The sequence below is a fragment of the Litorivivens sp. genome (assembly GCF_041625495.1).
Lineage (GTDB): Bacteria > Pseudomonadota > Gammaproteobacteria > Pseudomonadales > Spongiibacteraceae > Litorivivens.
The window spans coordinates 26,786-48,493 of record NZ_JBFJTH010000007.1 but is presented as its reverse complement, the minus strand read 5'-3'; the positions used below and the strand labels follow the sequence as shown (position 1 = coordinate 48,493).

The following is a 21,708-nucleotide window of genomic DNA, read 5'->3' as shown; positions in this document are numbered from 1 at the left end:
TGGGCAAGCATAATGTTCTCCCGCTCCTGCCACTGGTAGCGCTCAACAACTTCTGGCGGCGGCTTGAAGCGCGTTTTGCAATTTGGGCATATCTTGCGAACTAGCCGCTGTGCGACAACACCAACCAACGCCGACGACAGTAGATAGGGTTCTACCCCCATGTCGATCATCCGCGTAACCGCGCTGACACTGTCATTGGTGTGCAGGGTCGACAACACCAGATGCCCCGTCAGCGCCGCCTGCACGGCGATCTGCGCAGTTTCACGCTCCCTTATCTCGCCGACCATGACAATATCCGGGTCTTGACGCAGGATGTGCTTGAGCATGCGCGAAAAGGTGAGCCCAATTGCATCGCGCACTTCATTTTGATTAATGATATCCAGCTGATACTCGACCGGATCCTCAACCGTTACGATATTTTTTTCCAGCGAGTTCAGATGGCTCAACGCGGCATACAGCGATGTGGTTTTCCCGCTTCCTGTTGGCCCCGTAACCAATATCAGCCCATAGCTCTTTGAGAGCAATCCGCGAAATCTTTCAAGATTACCCGCCGAAAAACCGAGTTTGTGAAGGTCCAGTATTGTCCGGCTTTTGTCGAGCACCCTCAGCACCACTTTCTCTCCGTGCAGACCCGGCAGCGAGCTGAAGCGCAAATCGACTTTTTGGTTTTGCGTATATATCTGGATACGCCCATCCTGCGGCATTCTGCGCTCGGCAATATCCAGATTGGCCATAATTTTCAGTCGTGACACGATGGCGGGGTGCAACTCCGCACGCGGCGCCATAATTTCGTAAAGAATGCTATCGACACGAAACCTGACACGGGAATTTTTTGATCCCGGTTCGATATGCACGTCGCTTGCGCCGTCGTTCACTGCCCTCTGGATAATGGCATTAACGAGATTGATGATTGGCGAACCCGAGGACAATTCATCGATTGCAGCATAGTCTTCGGGCTGATTCGTCTCCACCAGCTCGAGGTCATCATCAATGTCGGAGATCAGATCGGTACCGATATCAACGCCACCGACAATTTCATTCAACGCTCGCTTTATGTCAGCACGACATGCCAATACGGGCCTGATCTGACAACCGGTAGCTTCTTCAATCTCGCTCAGTACGGCAATATCCTGCGCATCGGGGAGGGCCACCGCCAATGTTCCACGAACTTTGAACAAGGGCATCGCATTAAGCCGAATCGCCGTATCCTGAGACAGCGAATCAAATACCTCGATATCAAAAACGCCGGCCTTTATGCTGACAAACGGTATTCCAAGCTGTTCACTTACCGCCCTGAGCACATCCTCTTCAGCAACCACTTGCGACTCGATAAGTATCCGCCCCATTCGCATCCCAGTGCGCTCCTGCTCCTCCATGGCGTGGACTATCGTATCTTCGTCAACTAATGATCGTTCGAGCAGGACATCCCCCAAACGGCGAAATTCGCCACGTTGCGGCGGCGACTCCATTTTTCCGTCGTCAATAATCCCGACCTGGCGATCTACACCGCTAATGGCCAAAATTTTCTTTACGATGCCGGAGCAGTTTGCCAACTTTAACCAGCCGCCTTCGCGTGTGAGCAACTCATTGCAATCGAGAATTGCCTCCAGAGCTCGACTGTTTATAAACTTTATGTTCCCCATATCGATGGCAACATTGAGGTCTTGCTGGGCAACCGCTTCTTCAACAGCACGCTGCAGTTCTGTGAGCGTCGCCGGTTTGTCGAGCGACTCGGTCAGCGCGAGATAGCTGATGACCCCGAGCTGTGTTTTCAGAACTTGCGTCACTTGGCCACTCCTGCGCCGGCTTGCTCCGTTAGTTGTTCCAACACTTCTGTCAATGGCACTGGCGGTGACACAACGTAACCCTGTGCATAATCCAGCCCAATGGATTGCAAAAGCTCTTTAACGCTCTCAGATTCCACAAATTCCGCTATCGTAGACAGCCCCATAAGCTTGCCAACACTATTCATGGCTTTAACCATGCTGAGATTAATATCATTAGACTCTATTTCTTGTACGAAACTGCCATCTATCTTCAGGTAGTCAACCGGTATCTCTTTCAGGTAGCTGAATGAGCTAAGGCCGCAGCCAAAGTCGTCTAGCGAGAACGCCGCACCAAGCGCTTTGACTTCTTTCATTAGCTCGAGCGCCGACTGCATCTCGCCAATTTCAGCCGTCTCGGTCAGCTCAAAACATAGCTGGTGGTTAGCGAATTTCACATTCGCTTCAAGCAGCTCTACCAGAAACCGCTTGAAATCTTTGCTACCCATCGACTTGCCTGACAGGTTTATACTCCAGACTGACTCGGGAGAGATCTCACTGATTCGATAAGTTTTAAGTAGACCACAGATTTCTTCGACCACCCATTGGTCGATATTCGGCACCAGATCGTAACGCTCGGCGGCCTCTATAAATTTGGCCGGTGATAAAAGATTCCCCTCGTCATCAAGAATGCGCAACAACACCTCATAGTGTGGCGGGCCTCCGGAGAGCGCCTCCATAGGCTGGCAGTAGAGAACAAAATCGCGATTAAGCAATGCGCTCTTAACATTCTGCAGCCAGTAGATATCGTCACTTCTTCGCCCCTGCGCTCGATCATTGGGACTATACTCATGCTGACGCTGAAAGCTGTTGTCCTTAGCGAGAGAAGCCGCCAAGTCTCCCGCAGTCAACCAGTCTGCCGCCGAACGGAATTCTTCGTGATATCGGACGATGCCCACATTGACACTGAACTCACTGCCCGCAGGCACAATATGACGATTAGCATTGACTCTTTCTATCGCCGCAAACAGGCTATCCAGGCGCTGGACAAAATCGTTATTTGTAGAGATTACAACAATCTCATCGGCGCTTACCCTCGCTGCAATACAGCCCGTATCCAGGTGGTCGTGCAGGATTGAGGAAAAGGCCGCAAGCAACTTGCTCGCGTGCTCATGACCAAAGCTATCGGCCAGTATTTTTAGATGATTAAAGTGAAAGAAAACCAAGCAACATTGTTGCTCATTGCTTTTTAGTACATCACCAAAACGGATATCAAGCTCTGCCTGCTTCATCAGCCCGGTCACCTGATCATACCGCTGCTTGATGATTTTTCGTGCCATCTCCGCCTGAATTTCTACTAGCTGTCGATCACTGTTTGTGAATTCGGCTAGATCTCTTCGCCTAACTGCCACAAACATACCCTGCAATCTGGCATTGGGAGAAAATATTGGGGCACAAACAACGTTCAGCTCCCCCAGCCGGTCCAGCTTAAAACGATGCGCCTCTTCCTCCGAATTCGATACAAAAGACTGCTGCATCACTTTCATCGACTCGACTGCAATCGCCAACTGCTCTTCCGACAACGCACGGCCGGGCTTACCGGCCTGCACGACGCATTGCTTACCTGGGATTATTATCTGCGCCGAATCAACAGCCAGAAACGTGGCGCAATCATCCACCAGTTGCTGCAGCGAAAAATCAACCGGTTTACTGTCGTCAATTTCCGACTCGACGTTATGCTTGATTTTATAAACCAGATTGAGTTCGTCATAGCGCTCGCCAAGCTCCTCTGCCATGGCATCCAGCTCAGCTCGAAGCTGCAGCTCGCTGGCAACATTGCTTGCGATGTTTGTCAGTGCGGTCTCAAGCTGTACCGTTAACGCAGGCGACATTCCTGTCTTTGCAACAACACCAATGAACGGCAACACGTCGAGGTCACGTAAAGGAATTTCCTGCCGCAGGGTATAGTCACTACCTCGGAAAACACCATCAAACTCTCCGTCCGAGGTAAATACGCACTCGTTCTCTGTTTCAAAAACGTCAATCCTCCCTATATCGGCTACCAGCGCAAACAGCATGCGTGAGTAACCTTTAAAGTCGACGTACCGCAAATGATCTATCGTAGCCACGCGTTATCCTCAGGGATCGACAGGAACGAGTTCATGCATCAGCGCAACAAGCGCTCTAAGACTGGCGGGTTTTTCCATGAATGTCAGGTTGTTAATCTTTGCTGACCACTCACGATGCTCAATGCCGGCTTTTGAAGTAGAAATAATTATAGGAAAAGTCCGCTCCGGCAATTCTTCTTCGAGCCGCATACACAGCTCTCGCCCATCCATAATCGGCATGGCGATATCTGAAATTAACGCATCAGGTGCGCAGCTGAGAATCTTAACCAATGCCTCTTTACCATTCACCGCATGCTCAACGACATAACCGGCTTTTTCCAGCGCAATTCTCAGCACGCGAAAAATATGCGGCTCGTCTTCAGCTATCAGAATGACCGGCATTACTGACTACCTCGCTCGCCCAATATCGACTTCTTGTTAAATTCAATAGTAAAGGTGCTACCTTCACCCGGTTCGCTGGATACGCTCAGTTGCCCGTGGTGCAGCTGAACAATATTCTTTGCCAGCGTAAGGCCTAAGCCATGCCCGCTTCTTTTTCTGATTTCTTCATCTTCTGACCGATAGAACTTGTCGAATACCAATTGCTGATCTTCCTGCGATATTCCGGGCCCACTATCGCCCACATGGATTCTGACAACCTCGTTATTTTCTTCAGCAACCAAGCGCACCTGACCATCGTCGCGGTTGTATTTAATCGCATTGGAAAGCAGGTTATTGATGGCAATCCGGAGTAAGTCCTTATCGACCACAATTGGGCTCAAGCTTTCCGGAATCTGTTTTTGCAGATCCAGTGTTTTGTTGGCCGCCGCGCGACTCATGTTTTCGAAAATATCGTTGAGGAACTCCGCCGTTTTTACCCGCGTCTTCTCAACGTTGATGCTGCCCATCTCGATCTTGGCAATATTCAGCAGATTATTGACCAGATCAGCCATGCGATCGACTTCATCGTAAATGGTATTCAGCGATTCGACCCGAAGATCCGGCTCGATATCGTCTTCCATGAGCATCTCGCTGTACATCTTAACCACGTGCAGTGGCGTCTTGAGTTCGTGCGCGGCCTTGATCGCAAATTCTTCCGACATTTTTTTGTTATGTACCACATCGCTAATATCCTGAAAAACCAAAATTACGCCCAGTGGCTCACCCTGATCCATGGTTTTCAACGGTCGTATTGTCACCGAGGCAATTTTTTCGTGGTTTTTGCGGTGAGCATAACAAAACTGCATTTGCCCGGCGGCATCACCATTTTTTCGGCAGCTCTCAACATAGCTCATGACTTCTTCTGATGGACACCAATCGGAGAAGCCGGCTCCAGCTTCAGGCGGCTCTACCGACGGGAAAAACTTGGCAAACCGCTTGTTGTGGTAGGACACGGCACCGGCCGCATCCAGCACCACAATGCCGATTGATAAGGTATTGAGCACAGCGTCAGTTCTGGCTTTGTCAAACTGCAGCAGTTTGCGATTAAGATCCAATTTGTCCTGCTTGGACTCTATGTCGCTAACAATTTGCTTGGCGTTCGCAATCAGCGAGTTGAAATCATCAAATAAAGGCGAACGCGCCTCTGAATTATCGATAACCGCTAGCTCATTAGATTCGTTCAGTGATTTGAAATGCTGGCCCAACACCTGCATGGGAACATAGGTTTTAATGATTGATGAGAGCGCAGCAAATGTCAGCAGCACAAGAGGCAGGGATAATAAAAAGTAGTAGAGCGCCCCCGGCGGCCAATAAAACGTTGGCGCCAGGAACCCGATCCGCACAACCTGGTTTCCGGCCTGCTCAACCGGGAAAAAGTATTCCAGCAGATCGACTGTGCGATCAGCGGTGGAAAAATCGCGCGACCCACCGACAACTCGCTGACTCGCAGACAGAGGCAGATCCGGGATGGTTACTTGTCCGGCAATGTTTTCGGCCCGACGTTGGCCGTGTGGAGACTCAACGATCAGATACCCAAACATCGGGTGTCCTTTCACCGCGGCAAGTAAACTCGACTGCTCCGGTCGCTCCAGCAAACGGTCGAAAGCGCTCGCAGACATCGAAGCCTGCGAAGAAGCGATCGCCGCCCCAAAGACGCGAGTCTCGGCATTGCGCAATTTCGCAGATTGCCAGCTAAATACAACCAACAATAAAGTCAGGCTGAGTGATGCGATCAACAGCATCGGAAAGAACGCAGCCAACCGCTCCGTTGTTCTGCGCTCGCGCACCCTGCGCGTTGTTACCCGGCGCCGATCACCGCGCCGTCGTTCCTTCTGCAGGGGCGACATTTCATCCGGTTGCTGCTCCGTAGTGCCCTTTACCGCCTGCATCTATATTCTCCCACGAGTCTGTGCCCACTCCATCTCTGCAGGTGCCCGCTCGTCGCTGCAGGCCTCGGCCTCAACGATTTCACGCGACTCCCTATCAGTTGTTTTACGCCAAACTCCCACCTTACACAAAGTTACACTAGCTCACCTTTGTGAAATATGCGTATTTAAAACTTTCCGACAACGGGGTGCAGCAGGATAATTGTGACCCGGGAACCATAAAACGCTTATAAATCATAGGCAAAGCACCCCGACCATCACACCCGTATGCCCCGCGGCTAGTGGCCATGTGTTGAAACCACCCCCGATGGCACTCTGATATGCTCTACCAGCTCCTGCACCTCGGAAGGGGGTTCAGCAGTAACCCGGGAAACCGTAACTGCGACAATCACATTCACCAGCGCACCGACGGCACCAAAGGCATTGGGCTCAATCCCCAGAAACCAGTTTTCCTGCATACCTCCCATAAACTCCGTACCCGGAATAAACATGATGCCTTTGTGCTGGAATACATAACACAGCGTGGCCCCAAGCCCCGCGAGCATGCCCGCAATAGCTCCTTCCTTGGTCACCCGCTTGCTGAAGATGCCGAGCATAAGTGCAGGAAAAAGTGACGATGCCGCCAGGCCAAAGGCCAGCGCTACGGTTCCGGCTGCAAAATCAGGTGGATTCAAACCCAGATACCCGGCAAACCCGATCGCGACTGCCATGGCGATACGGCTGGCCAGCAGCTCCTGTTTTTCCGAAATGCCGGGCGTAAAGACACCTTTTAGCAAATCATGGGAGATCGCAGAGGATATGGCCAGCAACAGCCCCGCCGCCGTCGATAGGGCCGCCGCTAGACCACCCGCGGCTACCAATGCAATAACCCAATTGGGCAGGCGAGCAATCTCCGGATTTGCCAACACGATAATGTCCCGATCGATAGTGACCATCTCATTCACCGCCGAGTCAGCGACATGGGTCACCCGCCCGTCGCCATTCTTGTCTTCAAATTCCAGCAGTCCGGTTTTCTCCCAGTTCTTGAACCACTGCGGGCGTTCATCGTAGACCAAGCCACCGCCATCTCTACCAGCGAGCGTATCAACAAGGTTCAGTCGCGCCATACCGGAAACCGCTGGTGCGGTGGTGTAGAGAATGGCAATAAACAGCAAAGCCCAGCCCGCCGACTTACGTGCATCGCTGACTTTCGGCACAGTGAAAAACCGGATAATGACATGGGGCAACCCCGCCGTACCGATCATCAGCGACAGGGTGTAGGCAAACATATTCAGTTTGCTGAGCCGCTCCTGAGTGGAGTACTGGGCGAATCCGAGGTCCTGCAAGACCAGATCAAGCTTATCCAGCAGATAGGTATCACTGCCAATCAGTGTGCTGCCTAGACCAAGCTGGGGGAGAGGATTACCAGTCAGATTCAGGGAGATAAAAATCGCGGGAATGGTGAAGGCAAAAATCAGTACGCAGTACTGGGCGATCTGGGTATAGGTTATCCCCTTCATCCCGCCTAATACCGCGTAGACAAACACGATCCCCATGCCCACATACAGGCCGATATCGTAGTCCACTTCCAGAAACCGCGAAAATGCCACACCCACACCTTTCATTTGCCCGATCACATAAGTCACCGAACAGACGATCAGGCAGATAACCGCGACAATCCGGGCGGTTCGTGAGTAGTAGCGCTCGCCGATGAACTCAGGCACGGTAAACTTTCCGAACTTGCGCAGATAAGGTGCCAGAAACATGGCCAGTAAAACAAAACCACCTGTCCAGCCCATCAAAAATACCGAACCACCGTAGCCCATATAGGCAATCAATCCGGCCATGGAAATAAACGAAGCGGCGCTCATCCAGTCGGCAGCAGTCGCCATGCCATTGGCGACGGGGTGAATACCTCCACCAGCTACATAGAATTCGTGTGTCGAGCCGGCGCGCGACCAGAGTGCAATACCAATATACAGCGCAAATGTGGCACCAACGACGAGGTAGGTCAGCGTCTGGAGATCCATCTGTTACTCCTCGTGAACGTGATATTTTTTATCCAGACGCCCCATCAATCGGGCATAGACAAAGATCAGAATCACAAAGGTGTAAATGGCGCCCTGCTGCGCAAACCAGAAGCCCAGTTTGTAGCCGCCGAGGCGAAACTGGTTAAGCCAATCAACAAAGAGGATGCCGCAACCAAAAGACACGAGAAACCAGATTGCCGAGAGGGCGAACATCAAACGGAGATGCTCACGCCAGTAGGCTTTGGCATGTTGGTCGGATTGAAATGCCATGGAGATGTCCCTGTTATGTTTTGGGACAGCTTAAAGGATGGCGAAGCAAAAGCAATTCGCGGGCAAGGCCCGCCGCTCCCAGAGGTTATCCACTAAACCAATGCGGGAGCGGACCTTGCCCACAGGGTATTACAAGGAGAGCACTTTCTCGCCGCGCGCAATACCGGACACACCGCTGCGCACCACTTCCAGTATGGCTGCGTCACCAACAGCCTCCAGAAACGAGTCCAGCTTGTCAGACGCGCCGGTGATCTGAATGGTATACACGGTTGGACCAACATCCACGATCTGACCGCGGAAAATATCGGTGCAGCGCTTGATTTCGGCGCGCTGGGCGCCGGTGGCACGGACCTTCACCAGCATCAGTTCGCGCTCGATATGTGCGCCCTCACTCAGGTCGACCAGTTTGACCACATCCACCAGACGGTTCAGGTGCTTGGTGATCTGCTCGATCTTGTGATCATCGCCGACAGTGGTCAGGGTCAGACGAGACAGCGTCTCATCTTCGGTTGGCGCTACGTTTAACGTTTCAATGTTATAGCCACGCTGCGAGAACAGGCCAACCACACGCGACAGAGCGCCAGGCTCGTTTTCCAACAATACTGAAATTATCCGTCGCATCAGGTCCGCTCCGTCTTGCTCAACCACATATCACGCATGGAGCCGTTCGGCGCCACCAGCATCGGGTAAACGTGCTCGTGGGGATCTACGTGAATATCCATAAACACCAGGCGATCTTTCATCGCCAACACTTCTTTCAACGCCCCTTCCAGGTCCGCCTTTTTGTCTACGCGAATTCCCACGTGGCCGTAGGCTTCTGCCAGCTTGCAGAAGTCCGGCAGCGAGTTCTCGTAAGTACTCTCGGCATAGCGACCTTCATACTGCATATCCTGCCATTGCTTAACCATGCCAAGGTAGCCGTTGTACAGATTCAGGATTTTCACCGGGATGTTGTACTGGGTACAGGTGGAGAGCTCCTGAATATTCATCTGGATACTGCCTTCGCCGGTCACACAGACCACGTCTGAATCCGGGTAGGCAAGTTTCACACCCATTGCGGAAGGCAGACCAAAGCCCATCGTGCCCAGCCCCCCGGAATTGATCCAGCGGCGCGGGTGCTTGAAGCGGTAGTACTGAGCCGCGTACATCTGGTGCTGACCAACATCAGAGGTTACATACGCCTCGCCATTGGTCACCTTGCACAAGGTATCGATGACTTCCTGCGGCTTGATCAGATCGGTAGAGGTATCGTAACGGGGTCTGGTCCACAGGCCGTGGGCATCACGCCACTCGTCAATCTGATTCCACCAGACACCCAGCGCTTTCGCGTCAGGTAGACTTTTGTCGGCTTTGCGGGCTTCGCGAACCAGGCTCAACATTTCGGCGAGCACGGAATCCACCGGCCCGACAATCGGCACATCAGCAGCGATGGTTTTTGAGATTGACGCCGGATCGATATCGATATGGATGATTTTTGCGCCGGGACAGAATTTGCCGGGCGTATTGGTAACGCGGTCGTCGAAGCGTGCACCCACCGCCAGAATCACATCACTGTGATGCATGGCATTATTGGCTTCATAAAACCCGTGCATGCCCAGCATGCCCAGAAACTGACGATCGTCACCGGGGAAGCCACCAAGTCCCATCAGGGTATTGGTGACGGGATAGTTCAGCTCGTGCGCCAGCTCAGTCAACACACCGGATGCATTGCCTTGCACCACACCACCACCGGTATAAATCACCGGGCGTTTGGCTTCCAGCAGCAGCTGTACCGCTTTCTTGATCTGGCCGGAGTGACCTCGGCTCGCTGGCGTGTAAGAACGCATCTTCACCGATTTAGGGTAGCGGTACTCAAATTTATCGACTGGGTTGGTAATGTCTTTCGGCAGATCGATAACGACCGGACCTGGCCGCCCGGTAGACGCCAGATAGAAAGCCTTTTTGATGGTCTCGGGGATGTCTTCGGCCTTCTTCACCATAAAGCTGTGCTTCACAATGGGGCGGGAGATACCAACCATGTCGGTTTCCTGGAAGGCGTCTTCGCCAATCAGGTGGGTAGCAACCTGACCGGACAGCACAACCATGGGAATAGAGTCCATATAGGCCGTGGCAATGCCGGTGACCGCGTTAGTTGCACCAGGGCCAGAGGTGACCAGCACCACGCCGGGCTTGCCGGTGGCGCGCGCGTAGCCATCAGCGGCATGAGTCGCCGCCTGCTCGTGACGCACCAGAATATGAGGCACCTTGCAGTTCTGAAACAAGGAGTCGTAAATATGTAGAACGGCCCCACCGGGGTAGCCGAAGATAAATTCAACGCCTTCGTCTTCGAGGGCGCGGGCGATCATATCACCGCCAGATAGTAACTCCACTGAATAATCCTCTTCAGTTTTCGGGCACCGATGGAAACGGGTGTTTTCGCAAGGACTGCTTTAGCCCCGCGCAGAGCGCGCCCATTTTCAATGGCAACTCTGCGGCCCTCGCAAAAACCTGAATTCCGGAGGCGCCCTTTCGATTAAATAACAGCATGTGCGCCCGCCGACTATGCGGCAGCGAGAATCACATGAACCTCCGACCACATCGACCACGATGCGTCGGGCGAAACGCCTGACAAAGCTGCAAAAGGATGCAGATTTGCCCTTGTGAAGGTCTTCGCGGGGTGTGCGAAGATGGCATTCTCGCAACACAGGTCATGTGCTTGCGGAGAGAATGGATTTGCGAAAGCAATGATTGCGCGCTTGAGCACAACCCCGAATCACGACCGCGGGTAGCGGTGGATTAACGGCCATTTCAGGTGTTCTGAGCAATCGCGTATTTTTCAGTGATGGCAAGCACTTGTCAATAGCTGTCAAAGTGTGATGCTACTCCTTATCGCTAACGCAAAATGTCTGCCATAATGAAGGAAGGAGTGAGGAATGGGACTATAACATGCTGAAAAGACTCGCCTTGGCGCTGTTGATTATCGTTGCGGGGTCGGCGGTGACCGCCAAAACCGGCTATTACCGCTGGGTTGACGACAATGGCCAGCCCCATTTCACCCAAAAGCCCCCGTTGGATCGCCCTTCAACATTTATCCCGACCGGCCGCGGCTACAGCGACGACAGCGTTAATCCACCCTACCCGCCGAAAGTGCCGGCAAAACGGGCGGATAGCGGTACCGAGCCCGCTCCGGAAAAGCCTGAGAAAAACAAAGAGTTCGAAGTTCTCCCGGATAAAGACCCCGCGCGCTGCGAGCAGGCCAGAAAGGCCCTACAGAACTTCTCACGCGGCCAGCGCGTGAGAGTGAAAGATGACAACGGCGAATACCGAGTGCTCGACAGCGAGGAGCAATCGGAGCAAATGAAAAAGGCTCAGGAGGCGGTAGATATCTACTGCTAGCGCCCGGCGGCACGCGCCGGACGCCTGCAGCGCTTGGTAACCCTTAGCTCACCATCTCCGCGTTGGCGACGGTTGAAAATACCAGCCGCTCGCCTTCCACGTCGCCGTATATGGCATCCCCGGGACCAAATTTACCCTCAAGAATGTCGTGCGCCAACGGGTTTTCCACCATCTGCTGAATCGCTCGTTTCAGCGGGCGCGCCCCGTAAACCGGGTCGAAGCCCACAGCCGTAAGCTTGTCCATCGCCGCATCGCTCAACTCCAGCGAGAGCTCCCGCTCTGCCAAGCGCTTGCTGAGATAGACCAGCTGAATGTCGGCAATCGCTCGCACCTGGGCCTGCTCCAGCGGACGGAACACCACCATCTCGTCGAGGCGATTAATAAACTCCGGCCGGAAATGATTTGAAACCACGTCCAGCACCGCCTCCTTGATCGCATCATAACCACGGTCGGCGCGTGCAAGATCCTGAATGCGGTCCGACCCAAGGTTTGAGGTCATCACAATGACGGTATTGCGAAAATCAACCGTGCGGCCCTGACCGTCTGTCAGGCGGCCGTCGTCCAGCACCTGCAACAGAATATTGAATACGTCCGGATGCGCCTTTTCCACTTCATCGAGCAGTAACAGGGAATAGGGCCGACGACGAACGGCTTCCGTCAAATAGCCACCTTCTTCATAACCGACATATCCGGGAGGCGCGCCGATAAGTCGGGCAACGGAATGCTTCTCCATAAACTCCGACATATCGATGCGCACCATGGCATCTTCGCTATCATACAAAAAGGTCGCCAGCGCCTTGCATAGCTCGGTTTTACCGACCCCGGTTGGCCCCATAAACAGAAAGGAACCGTTGGGCCGGTTGGGCTCGCTCAGTCCGGCACGAGAGCGTCGCACCGCGTGCGATACGGCAACAATTGCCTCTTCCTGCCCCACCACCCGGTGATGCAATTCGTCTTCCATGCGTAATAGTTTCTCGCGCTCGCCTTCAAGCATTTTGCTCACGGGAATGCCGGTCCAGCGCGAAACCACCTCCGCCACCTCTTCATCGGTTACTTTGTTGCGCAATAACTTTCGCTCTTCGCTGTCAGCGCTGCCGGCACTGGCAAGGCGTTTCTCCAGCTCAGGAATAACTCCGTACTGCAGTTCGGACATGCGGGTCAGATCGCTGGCACGGCGCGCTGAATCCAGCTCCAGCTTCGCTTTCTCCAGCTCGCTTTTGATCTGATTTGCGCCCTGCAATGACGATTTTTCAGCCAACCAGATTTCCTCAAGGTCGGCATACTCTTTCTCCACTGCGTCGATATCGGCATTGAGCTTTTCCAATTGCTTGCGGGCCGATTCGTCCTTGTCCTTTTTGACCGCTTCGCGCTGTATTTTCAGCTGTATAAGGCGGCGCTCAAGTCGATCCATCTCCTCCGGCTTGGAATCTATCTCCATGCGTATCCGGCTGGCCGATTCATCAATGAGATCGATCGCCTTGTCCGGCAATTGCCGATCCGCAATATAGCGTTGCGACAGGCGGGTGGCGGCGATAATGGCCGAATCCGTGATATCGACACCATGGTGCACTTCGTAGCGCTCTTTCAGGCCACGCAGAATGGCGATGGTGTCCTCTTCACTGGGCTCACCCACCAGTACTTTCTGAAAGCGGCGCTCTAGTGCAGCATCTTTTTCAAGGTACTGACGATATTCGTCGAGCGTGGTAGCCCCCACACAATGCAGCTCGCCCCGCGCCAACGCCGGCTTGAGCATATTGCCTGCGTCCATTGCGCCTTCTGCCTTACCCGCGCCGACCATGGTGTGCAGTTCGTCGATAAAGAGGATGACGCGCCCTTCTTCCTTCGCCAATTCGTTGAGCACTGCTTTCAGGCGCTCTTCAAATTCACCGCGATATTTGGCACCCGCCAGCAGCGAGCCGAGATCCAGCGACAGCAAACGCTTGTCTTTCAGACCTTCCGGCACTTCACCATTCACAATCCGCTGAGCCAACCCTTCCACGATCGCCGTTTTACCTACGCCGGGCTCACCGATCAGCACGGGATTGTTCTTGGTGCGACGTTGCAGCACCTGCACTGCGCGACGAATCTCCTCGTCGCGACCAATTACCGGGTCGAGCTTGCCTTCGCGCGCACGCTCGGTGAGATCAATGGTATATTTTTCAAGGGCCTGGCGGGCACCTTCAGCTTCCGGGTCGTTCACGTTGGCTCCTGCGCGCACACTATCAATCGCGCCTTCGAGTTTGTCCTTGATCAGTCCTGCGGCTTTGAGGTCGGCAGCCAATTTGCCGCCTACGTCCAACAACGCAAGCACCACAAGCTCACTGGAAATATAGGCGTCGCCGCGTTGCTGAGCGAGTTTGTCGGTCACATTGAAAACGCGGCCGAGTTCATTGGACACATGCACGTCGCCAGGCGTGCCCTGTACCTGAGGCAGGGCTTTCAGCTGTTCTCCCAAGCGCTGCTCAAGGCTCGGCACATTTACGCCGGCCTGTTGCAGCAAGGGTTTGACCGAGCCATTTTGCTGACGCAACAGCGCCATCAACAGATGCACCGGCTCAATAAACTGGTGATCCTTACCAATGGCCAGCGATTGGGCCTCGGCAACGGCAGACTGCAGAGCACTGGTGAAACGATCAATACGCATGAAATTACCCTCGTGTAAATTCGCGAGCTCGGCTCGCACCCACACATGACGGGGCTTACCGCTACTGCCAGCAAGGTCTGGCTTCAACCAGCCAGCTCACGAGCAAATAAAGCCTCGTACACAACCTTAAATGAGGGTTAAACGGCAAAAATCAAGGCAGGCGGTAAATCAGGCTGGCAAAGCGGCCGCAGGGATTTTCGCGGCGATAGGAGTAAAACCGTGGATCGTCGTAGCTACACAGGCCGCTGTCGGCGATCGCCGTCAGGCCCAATGCCTGTAGCTGCAGCGCCGCCAAGCCCGCCAGATCACACCGGTATTTGTCCGCTTCGTCGCCGGGGACAAAACAGCTCTCCACCTGACGGACCGACGGACCTGAGAATCTGTCAATGAAGGCCCCGCGCACTTCCCCGCCCACTTCAAATCGCGGCTGGCGAATACAGGGCCCCAACCAGGCAAGGAGCTGTGCGGCAGGGGCGTCAAATGCATTCACGGTATTAACCAGAACACCGTCGAGCAATCCACGCCAACCGGCGTGAGCCGCTGCCACCTGCTTCCCAGCCCTATCGGCAAACAAAACCGGCAAACAGTCAGCCGTCAGCACCGCGCAGGCCAACCCGGTGCGATCAGTAATCGCAGCATCGGCCTGTGGCACACGGCTACCGTCGGCGACCACCACCGCCGGGCTATGTATCTGGGATAACCACTGGATTTCTGTCAATTCCGGGCAGTAGTGATGCAGACGGCGACGATTTTCAGATACAGCCAGCGGATCGTCAGCCACGTGGTCGCCAAGATTGAACGACGCATATGCGCCGTGGCTTACCCCGCCCGAGCGCGTCGTGCACAGGGCGCGCACGTTTGCAGGCGCGTCCCAGTCGGGGTAAATCATATCAGCCACCCGCCTTGTCCTCAGCGGCCAGCACGTCACGCAGCCGCTGAAAATCAGCGGGCAGCTCAGACTCCCAGCTCACGAGCTCGCCAGAGGCCGGGTGCAGCAGTTCAAGGCGCCGCGCGTGCAAAGCTTGGCGACGGAAAGTGCGCAGGGTTTCGCTGAGCAATTCACTGGCGCCCTTGGGCTGGCGCAGGCGGCCCGCATAAAGCTGATCGCCAATGAGTGGATGCTTGATATGAGCCATGTGCACCCGAATCTGGTGGGTGCGCCCGGTTTCCAGTAGGCAGCGCACATGCGAAAAATGCGCGTAGCGCGCAATCATTCGATAATGTGTCACAGCATCCTTGCCGCCGGCGCGCACTACCGCCATTTTCTTGCGTTGCTGTGGATGCCGGCCCATCGGCGCATCCACCTTACCGCCGCCGGTCATGGCACCGTAGACCAGCGCCTCGTATTCGCGGTGTACCTCTCGCGCCTGCAATTGCTTGACCAGCGAGGTATGGGCTTCGAGGGTTTTCGCAACCACCATCAACCCGGAAGTGTCCTTGTCGAGCCTGTGCACAATGCCCGCCCGCGGTAACTGCGCCAAAGCCGGGCAGTGTTCCAGCAGGGCATTGACTAGAGTACCGTCGGCATGCCCGGCAGCGGGATGCACCACCAGGCCAACGGGCTTGTCCAGCACCAGCAATTGCTCATCTTCGTAAAACAACCCGAAATCAATCTGCTGAGGCTCCCAACGGCCCTCGTCCTGCAATTCGGCGCCAATACTGACGGTTTCGCCGCCCATGATTTTGTCCTTGGGGCGAAGGGTTGCGCCGTTTACTGTCAGTTCGCCGGACTTAATCCAGCTTTGCAGGCGTGAACGGGAGTAATCGGGGAACAGGTGGGCAACCGCCTGGTCTAACCGCTGGCCCGCCAGCTCGTCTGGAATGACGGCGCTGAGGGCAATTGTGTCGGGCATGAATAATCCTTTTTCGCCACCGCGTGCGGCCGCTTTATGGAGCAGGGTGGCTGTGGTTAAATACGTCGCCTGAATTATCCACCGCTGAAACCGGGAATGCCACACTATGAGAGTTGTTAAACACGGTCTGATGATACTGCTGGTCGGCGTACTGGCCGCCTGCGCATCCGATCCGAACAAAGAGGCAGAATCCTCGGAGAAGAAGATTTACGAAAAAGCACAGGAGCATCTGGAGAACGGCAACTTCTCTTTGGCCGTGCAAAATCTGCAACTACTGGAATCGCGCTTCCCTTTTGGCCCGTATGCCGAACAGGCCCAGCTTGAGATTATTTACGCCCACTATCGCAGCCTGGAGCCTGAAGCCGCCATTGCCGCCGCAGACCGCTTTATTCGCCTGCACCCCCAGCACCCAAACGTGGACTACGCCTACTACATGCGCGGACTGGCAAACTATACCGAGGGCCAGGGTCTGTTAGAGCGATTCTTTCCCACTGACATGACCCAGCGCGATCCCGGCGCAGCCATTCAGGCCTTTGAGGATTTTCGCCAGTTGCTGCAACGCTTCCCAAACAGCCAGTATGCGCCGGACGCCCGGGCCCGGATGATACATCTGCGCAACCGCCTGGCGCGCTACGAAATCAACGTGGCCAACTACTACTTCAAACGCAAGGCATACCTGGCGGCGGCGAACCGCGGCCGTTACGTTGTGGAAAACCTACCGCAAACTTCAGCGGTTCCCGACGCACTGGCGGTGATGACCCAGGCGTACTTGCTGCTGGGCATGAATGACCTGGCGGATCGCTCACTGACGGTATTGCGCAGCAACTTCCCCAATCACCCGGCGCTGGACGAGAAGGGCAATTTCAACAGCCAGGTCGGCCAGGATCAGGAGCAATCGTGGCTCAACAAGGCCACGCTGGGACTGGTGGATCGCTACGACCCACCCAAGTTTGATAATCGCCCCGACTTTGTGCCCGGCGAAGGCGAAAAAGAAGTCGTGCGCGACGATACGCCACGCCCCAAAATGCGCCCCCGCCGCTAAATCGCCGACAACACCTCGTCACAGTAGAGCCTGAGGGATTCCCAGGCTCTATCTACCGGCACACCGCCAACCAACGGATGCATCACCATATTGCGCTCGGGATCTGCCTGCATGCGGTCGATACACTCATTGGGCGTCAGAATTTCATAGCGGCCACTGGCGCGAATCTCTTCAACGCTGGCACTGGGCATCTCCATGGGGCGCGCCAGCCCCGCTCGCTTCCAGCTGTTGTATTCACGCACCTCGTTGAGAAAGTAAGACCCTATTTCGGGCCATGCCTGCTCGGGGCTCTCGTCGACAAACACCAGTGAAAAGTCGTCGGGCGGCGCGACCACAAAGCCAAGATTGCCGTTGGCCTCAAGCTGTTCATAGTAATAGGCCTCAAGCTCGGCATCGTGAATCGGCGGCGAAAAGGGCAAGCCAAAACGCGCGGCTCGCCGCGCCGCCACCTTGCTCATGCCCCCCACCAGAAACATGGGGTGCGGCCTGGTGTAAGGCTTGGGCGTCACGGTAATCATTTCACCCCGATACTCAAAGGGCTCATCACCCCAGGCCTTGAGCAAGGTTTCGAGCACATGATCCATCCATTCGCCGCGCGTATCGAACGGCTTATCCAGGGCGTGAAATTCAATTTCGCGGTAGCCAAGCCCGGCAATAAAACTGAGGCGGCCACGACTTAGCAGATCGATCACCGCGATATCTTCTGCCAGACGTACCGGGTCATAAAGGGACACCAACAGAGCCATAATGCCAATGTTGGCATTGTGCGTGCGCGCCGCGATCGCAGCCGCCATCGTCAGCGGTGAAGGCAGCCAACCATTTTGCGCACAGTGATGCTCCTCGACATTAATGTAGGCAAAACCATTGTGATCTGCGTACTCAGCCATATCAATGGCAGCCTGATAGCGCGCCGAGCGCAACTCGGGGTCCGCTTCCGAACCGGTCATATTCAAACGCAGTGTGCTTGGCATGGCGACATATCCTTCTTCGGGACAGTATGTAGTCTCTAGAGATACCGGATTTCCGGGGCAGATGAAAGGTTTGCGTAAAGAAAGAAGCGGACAGTAACAACCGCGCCAGCGGACAGCCGATCAGCTGGCGCGCAAGACGCGTTTAATGATAAGTGCGACAACAGTTAGCGATACGCTGCGCCAGATCAGTATCCTTGCACTTTTCAGCGATATCACTCAGCGCTACCACCCCAACAAAGTCTTTGTTTTTGTCGTTGTTCAGTACCGCCAGGCGCTGTACACCCTGATCCTGCATATTCTGCAGCACCGAGGTAACTTCATCGTCCTGATAGCAATACAGTACCTTACCGCTCATCACGCTACTGATAGGATCATCAGGCGTTTTGCCCTTGCCGATACCACGCAGGGCAATGTCCCGATCGGTAACCACACCAACGAGCTTCTCGCGCTCGCCAATGGCGGTAAAGCCGCGATTGTGCTCCTGCATACGCATGGCAGCCTCGCGGATAGTCGCGCTAGCTTCGAGGTATTCGGGTTTATCAGTCATCACATCTTTTACTTGCATTGCGGTCTCCTTATGAGAGTCCCTGAAAGATTGAGAAGGGTATTGGAATCTCCTCTACCCATTATTCCCGACAGGAAATCGCCGCAAGAGTTGCTGCTGCTCAACGTTAAGATTACCGAGTCGCAATACGGCAACAGCTTCTAACGTCGAACCGTCCCCTCCATAGGACAGTTACTAGAGTCCACCTCTAACTAGATAGGTATGCTGCAACAAGACAGCCTTCTATTTCCGTGGCGTAAACGATATCGGCACATGGGTAAACCCACGTACATTGGGATTGTGGGTACGCTGCAACCCGGCTTCGTCTATTTCATAGTCGGGTATCAAACGCAATATTTCTTCCATGCAAACCGCCACTTCCAGGCGCGCCAACGAGGCACCCACGCAGGAGTGAATACCCTTACCGAATGCCATATGGTCGCGACTGCCGCGAGTAATGTCGAAGCTGTTCGCATTGTCGAATTTTTCTTCGTCGCGACTAGCTGAAATGATACACAGCCCCACTCGCTCGCCGGCCTTCAACTTGCAACCACGGATTTCAACATCCTTCATCACCTGGCGACCAATCATCTGGGTGGAACCATCAAAGCGCAGGGTTTCCTCCACGGCTTTGCCCATTAACGAGGGATCATTGATCAACAGTTGCCGCTGGTCTTTGTGTTGCCACAGACGGTAGCTCATATTACCGATGAGCTTGGTGGTGGTTTCGTTGCCAGCAATAGCCAGCAGAATGCCAAAGCCGATCACATCTTTGTGCGTCAGCTGACCCTGACGCTCAGCCTGCAGTACAGCACTGAATATGTCGTCTTCGCCTTGTAGCTTTTCCGACATTTCGGTAGCCAACTCGTCGAAATAATTCCCCATGGCGAAATAGGCGTTGATGTTGCGCTCATTCAAACCGAATTGTCCGTCCTCACGATAGATCAGATCATCAGCCCAACCGCGCACCATATCCTGATCCGGCTCCGGCACATGAATCATGGTGGATATCACATCCATTGGCAGCAGGGCCGCGAAGTCCTGCGTCAGGTCCATATACCCATTGCCGAGATGCGGCGTTAGCAGGCTCACCGCCTTGTCGCGGATATACTGCTCTAGCACTTTGATCCGCTGGGGCAGCATAAGGGGCTGAATAAGTTTGCGAATACGGGTGTGATCCGGCGGATCCATATTGATGAACATGGGGTAACCGGCGTTGGCATCCTGCTGGGCCTCCAGCGCCGGGCCAGCAATACTGCTGAACGTTGCAACATCGCGAAAGGCGGCATAACAGTCGTCCCATTTGCTCAGCAGCCAATAGCCGTGCTCTTCGTTGTAGTACACTGGCGCGTGCTGCCGCAGACGCGCGTAGTAGGGATAGGGGTCATCGTGAACTGCGTGATCGTAGGGATCAAAATGCACTTGCGTGGTATTTGTGCGAGCTGACGACATAATCAGGCCTCTGTACTTGCTGGGAATCGATACCCTACGCTATCACGTCTGCACCCATTTAGTAAATATTTGTATAGCAATTGATAAATACGTGTTACCTTAAGCGAAAGCCTGACGGAGCTTCCTGTGTCATTGCCAGCTGAGCAATTTGCCCCGGTGTGGGAACAGTATCGCCACAATTTTATGCGCCACCTCACGGCCATTACCCGCCACTCTGAGCGGCGGGCAATGGAGCAGCTGACCAAACGCGGCCACCCCCGACTTGCCATGAGCTTCAGCGCCCCACTATCGCTGCTTGGCAGTCGCCCCCTACGCCTGACCGAGCTGGCCGACGCGCTGGGTATGAGCAAGCAACTTTGCCTGCAGAGTCTGAAGCCGTTGGAGAAAGCAGGCTACATCGAGCGCCGAGACGACCCCAAAGACAAGCGCGCCAAGCTGGTGGCACTCACCACCGACGGCGAGCAATTGATTCAACACGCGCTGGAAGAAATGCAGGCAACGCACAAATATTACGAAACGCTGATAGGCAGCAAAGCGGTCCGAGGGCTCAGCGGCCACCTGCGCGATGCCTCAAAAGCGCTACAGGTTCCCGGCGAAGGCATCAGGGCAGGCAACGGACTGCCAGTCAGTGCCCGCTTAACCCCGCTATCGCGCATCCTGCAGGAACGCCTGATGGCGATTACGGCCAGCCTTGGCCACAACCTGCAGTTTTCCTTTGGACAGGTACTGGGCGCCATTGACCTTGGCGGCACGGCGGTGGCAGAACTGGCTCGGTTAAATGCGGTAACCACCCAAGCCATCTCGCGTATCGCTGGAGAACTTGAAAGCCTTGGCTATATTAGCCGCGCCATGGCCAACAATGATCGACGCTCCCGCCACCTGCGGTTCACCGCCAAAGGGCTCGTGCTGATTCGCGACTCGGTACAAAGCGTGCAGACGCTTGCCGAAGAACTGTCCGCGACCATGGGTGAACAACACTTTGCGGAGCTTGAGCAGCAGCTGCAACAGCTTTACGCCGCTCTCGAGCTGGAAACCGGCATACTCAAGCCCTTTAATACCCAGGCCGCCGCCGAGCTGTTCAGCGACACACCAGCAGAATTTACGCGCGCGACAGATAAAACTGCCGCACTACTTTACCTGGCAAGCCAGATGGGCATGACCCGCACCACCGCCGGCACTGTGGAGTTGCTCACCTCAGCGCCTGCGGTGCGTTCACTGCAACAGCTTCGCGATATAGAAAGCCGATTAGATGATAGGCAAAAGCGTCAACTGCAGACTCTGCTGGCAGCACTCAACGACACTCGGTGATAGACTTGTCGCCACCATAAACGGCGCAGACAACAGCGGCTA

Annotated in this window: 17 protein-coding genes; 3 read left to right on the top strand and 14 right to left on the bottom strand. The window is 54.7% G+C overall.

Annotation, left to right across the window (positions count from 1 at the left end; genetic code table 11):
- The 8 genes from ABYP39_RS01685 to ABYP39_RS01650 form a co-directional block, all read right to left on the bottom strand.
- Nucleotides 1-1,787 (bottom strand): ATPase, T2SS/T4P/T4SS family (locus ABYP39_RS01685; protein ID WP_372780869.1); only part of this gene is annotated, 1,787 nt, incomplete at its 3' end.
- On the bottom strand, nt 1,784-3,892 hold the full coding sequence (locus tag ABYP39_RS01680) for an EAL domain-containing protein (protein WP_372747955.1): 2,109 nt from the start codon (nt 3,890-3,892) through the stop codon (nt 1,784-1,786). The genes ABYP39_RS01685 and ABYP39_RS01680, both read right to left, overlap by 4 nt.
- A 9-nt stretch (nt 3,893-3,901) precedes the next feature.
- Nucleotides 3,902-4,273 carry a response regulator gene (locus tag ABYP39_RS01675; RefSeq protein WP_372747954.1) on the bottom strand — a complete coding sequence of 124 codons (372 nt, stop codon included), beginning with the start codon at nt 4,271-4,273 and terminating at the stop codon, nt 3,902-3,904.
- Nucleotides 4,273-6,201: an ATP-binding protein gene (locus ABYP39_RS01670; RefSeq protein WP_372780868.1), complete on the bottom strand. Its 1,929-nt coding sequence runs from the start codon at nt 6,199-6,201 to the stop codon at nt 4,273-4,275. Before ABYP39_RS01670 ends, ABYP39_RS01675 begins: the two co-directional genes overlap by 1 nt.
- A 275-nt stretch (nt 6,202-6,476) precedes the next feature.
- Nucleotides 6,477-8,207: a sodium:solute symporter family protein gene (locus tag ABYP39_RS01665; protein WP_372780867.1), complete on the bottom strand. Its 1,731-nt coding sequence runs from the start codon at nt 8,205-8,207 to the stop codon at nt 6,477-6,479.
- Nucleotides 8,208-8,210: 3 nt separating this feature from the next.
- Complete coding sequence (locus tag ABYP39_RS01660) at nt 8,211-8,477, bottom strand: DUF4212 domain-containing protein (RefSeq protein ID WP_372780866.1); 267 nt, start codon at nt 8,475-8,477, stop codon at nt 8,211-8,213.
- A gap of 129 nt (nt 8,478-8,606) precedes the next feature.
- A complete protein-coding gene (gene ilvN, locus ABYP39_RS01655; RefSeq protein ID WP_372747950.1) occupies nt 8,607-9,098 on the bottom strand; it encodes an acetolactate synthase small subunit in 492 nt (163 codons plus the stop codon).
- Nucleotides 9,098-10,846, bottom strand: coding sequence for an acetolactate synthase 3 large subunit (locus tag ABYP39_RS01650; RefSeq protein ID WP_372747949.1), 1,749 nt, complete (start codon nt 10,844-10,846; stop codon nt 9,098-9,100). The genes ilvN and ABYP39_RS01650 overlap by 1 nt, the downstream gene beginning before the upstream one ends.
- 556 nt (nt 10,847-11,402) lie before the next feature.
- Between ABYP39_RS01650 and ABYP39_RS01645 the strand changes: the two genes are divergently transcribed.
- Nucleotides 11,403-11,852, top strand: coding sequence for a DUF4124 domain-containing protein (locus ABYP39_RS01645; RefSeq protein ID WP_372747948.1), 450 nt, complete (start codon nt 11,403-11,405; stop codon nt 11,850-11,852).
- A 43-nt stretch (nt 11,853-11,895) separates the two neighbouring features.
- Here ABYP39_RS01645 and clpB read toward each other — a convergent pair whose 3' ends face one another.
- The 3 genes from clpB to rluD all read right to left on the bottom strand — a co-directional run bounded on the left by clpB (nt 11,896) and on the right by rluD (nt 16,349).
- Nucleotides 11,896-14,496, bottom strand: a complete 2,601-nt coding sequence (gene clpB / locus ABYP39_RS01640) for an ATP-dependent chaperone ClpB (RefSeq protein WP_372780865.1) — start codon at nt 14,494-14,496, stop codon at nt 11,896-11,898.
- Nucleotides 14,497-14,647: 151 nt separating this feature from the next.
- Nucleotides 14,648-15,385: a peptidoglycan editing factor PgeF gene (gene pgeF, locus ABYP39_RS01635; RefSeq protein WP_372780870.1), complete on the bottom strand. Its 738-nt coding sequence runs from the start codon at nt 15,383-15,385 to the stop codon at nt 14,648-14,650.
- A 1-nt stretch (nt 15,386) separates the two neighbouring features.
- Nucleotides 15,387-16,349: a 23S rRNA pseudouridine(1911/1915/1917) synthase RluD gene (rluD, locus tag ABYP39_RS01630; RefSeq protein WP_372780864.1), complete on the bottom strand. Its 963-nt coding sequence runs from the start codon at nt 16,347-16,349 to the stop codon at nt 15,387-15,389.
- 106 nt (nt 16,350-16,455) lie between these two features.
- On the opposite strand from rluD, the gene ABYP39_RS01625 reads away from it, so the two are divergent.
- Nucleotides 16,456-17,391 carry an outer membrane protein assembly factor BamD gene (locus ABYP39_RS01625; RefSeq protein ID WP_372765159.1) on the top strand — a complete coding sequence of 312 codons (936 nt, stop codon included), beginning with the start codon at nt 16,456-16,458 and terminating at the stop codon, nt 17,389-17,391.
- On the opposite strand, the gene ABYP39_RS01620 is transcribed toward ABYP39_RS01625, so the two are convergent.
- The 3 genes from ABYP39_RS01620 to ABYP39_RS01610 form a co-directional block, all read right to left on the bottom strand.
- Nucleotides 17,388-18,362, bottom strand: a complete 975-nt coding sequence (locus ABYP39_RS01620) for an LLM class flavin-dependent oxidoreductase (protein WP_372750194.1) — start codon at nt 18,360-18,362, stop codon at nt 17,388-17,390. The genes ABYP39_RS01625 and ABYP39_RS01620 overlap by 4 nt on opposite strands.
- A gap of 142 nt (nt 18,363-18,504) precedes the next feature.
- Nucleotides 18,505-18,927: a CBS domain-containing protein gene (locus ABYP39_RS01615; protein WP_372750193.1), complete on the bottom strand. Its 423-nt coding sequence runs from the start codon at nt 18,925-18,927 to the stop codon at nt 18,505-18,507.
- 222 nt (nt 18,928-19,149) lie between these two features.
- Nucleotides 19,150-20,358, bottom strand: coding sequence for a cytochrome P450 (locus ABYP39_RS01610; RefSeq protein WP_372759030.1), 1,209 nt, complete (start codon nt 20,356-20,358; stop codon nt 19,150-19,152).
- 126 nt (nt 20,359-20,484) lie between these two features.
- On the opposite strand from ABYP39_RS01610, the gene ABYP39_RS01605 reads away from it, so the two are divergent.
- A complete protein-coding gene (locus tag ABYP39_RS01605; protein WP_372780863.1) occupies nt 20,485-21,666 on the top strand; it encodes a MarR family transcriptional regulator in 1,182 nt (393 codons plus the stop codon).
- Nucleotides 21,667-21,708: the final 42 nt, after the last annotated feature.

What these genes read in the sequence shown, in the direction of transcription:
- ABYP39_RS01675 (WP_372747954.1), bottom strand. Translation starts at nt 4,273, where the DNA reads ATGCCGGTCATTCTGATAGCTGAAGACGAGCCGCATATTTTTCGCGTG.
- ABYP39_RS01670 (WP_372780868.1), bottom strand. Translation starts at nt 6,201, where the DNA reads ATGCAGGCGGTAAAGGGCACTACGGAGCAGCAACCGGATGAAATGTCG.
- ABYP39_RS01665 (WP_372780867.1), bottom strand. Translation starts at nt 8,207, where the DNA reads ATGGATCTCCAGACGCTGACCTACCTCGTCGTTGGTGCCACATTTGCG.
- ABYP39_RS01660 (WP_372780866.1), bottom strand. Translation starts at nt 8,477, where the DNA reads ATGGCATTTCAATCCGACCAACATGCCAAAGCCTACTGGCGTGAGCAT.
- ilvN (WP_372747950.1), bottom strand. Translation starts at nt 9,098, where the DNA reads ATGCGACGGATAATTTCAGTATTGTTGGAAAACGAGCCTGGCGCTCTG.
- ABYP39_RS01645 (WP_372747948.1), top strand. Translation starts at nt 11,403, where the DNA reads ATGCTGAAAAGACTCGCCTTGGCGCTGTTGATTATCGTTGCGGGGTCG.
- clpB (WP_372780865.1), bottom strand. Translation starts at nt 14,496, where the DNA reads ATGCGTATTGATCGTTTCACCAGTGCTCTGCAGTCTGCCGTTGCCGAG.
- pgeF (WP_372780870.1), bottom strand. Translation starts at nt 15,385, where the DNA reads ATGATTTACCCCGACTGGGACGCGCCTGCAAACGTGCGCGCCCTGTGC.
- rluD (WP_372780864.1), bottom strand. Translation starts at nt 16,349, where the DNA reads ATGCCCGACACAATTGCCCTCAGCGCCGTCATTCCAGACGAGCTGGCG.
- ABYP39_RS01625 (WP_372765159.1), top strand. Translation starts at nt 16,456, where the DNA reads ATGAGAGTTGTTAAACACGGTCTGATGATACTGCTGGTCGGCGTACTG.
- ABYP39_RS01620 (WP_372750194.1), bottom strand. Translation starts at nt 18,362, where the DNA reads ATGCCAAGCACACTGCGTTTGAATATGACCGGTTCGGAAGCGGACCCC.
- ABYP39_RS01615 (WP_372750193.1), bottom strand. Translation starts at nt 18,927, where the DNA reads ATGCAAGTAAAAGATGTGATGACTGATAAACCCGAATACCTCGAAGCT.
- ABYP39_RS01610 (WP_372759030.1), bottom strand. Translation starts at nt 20,358, where the DNA reads ATGTCGTCAGCTCGCACAAATACCACGCAAGTGCATTTTGATCCCTAC.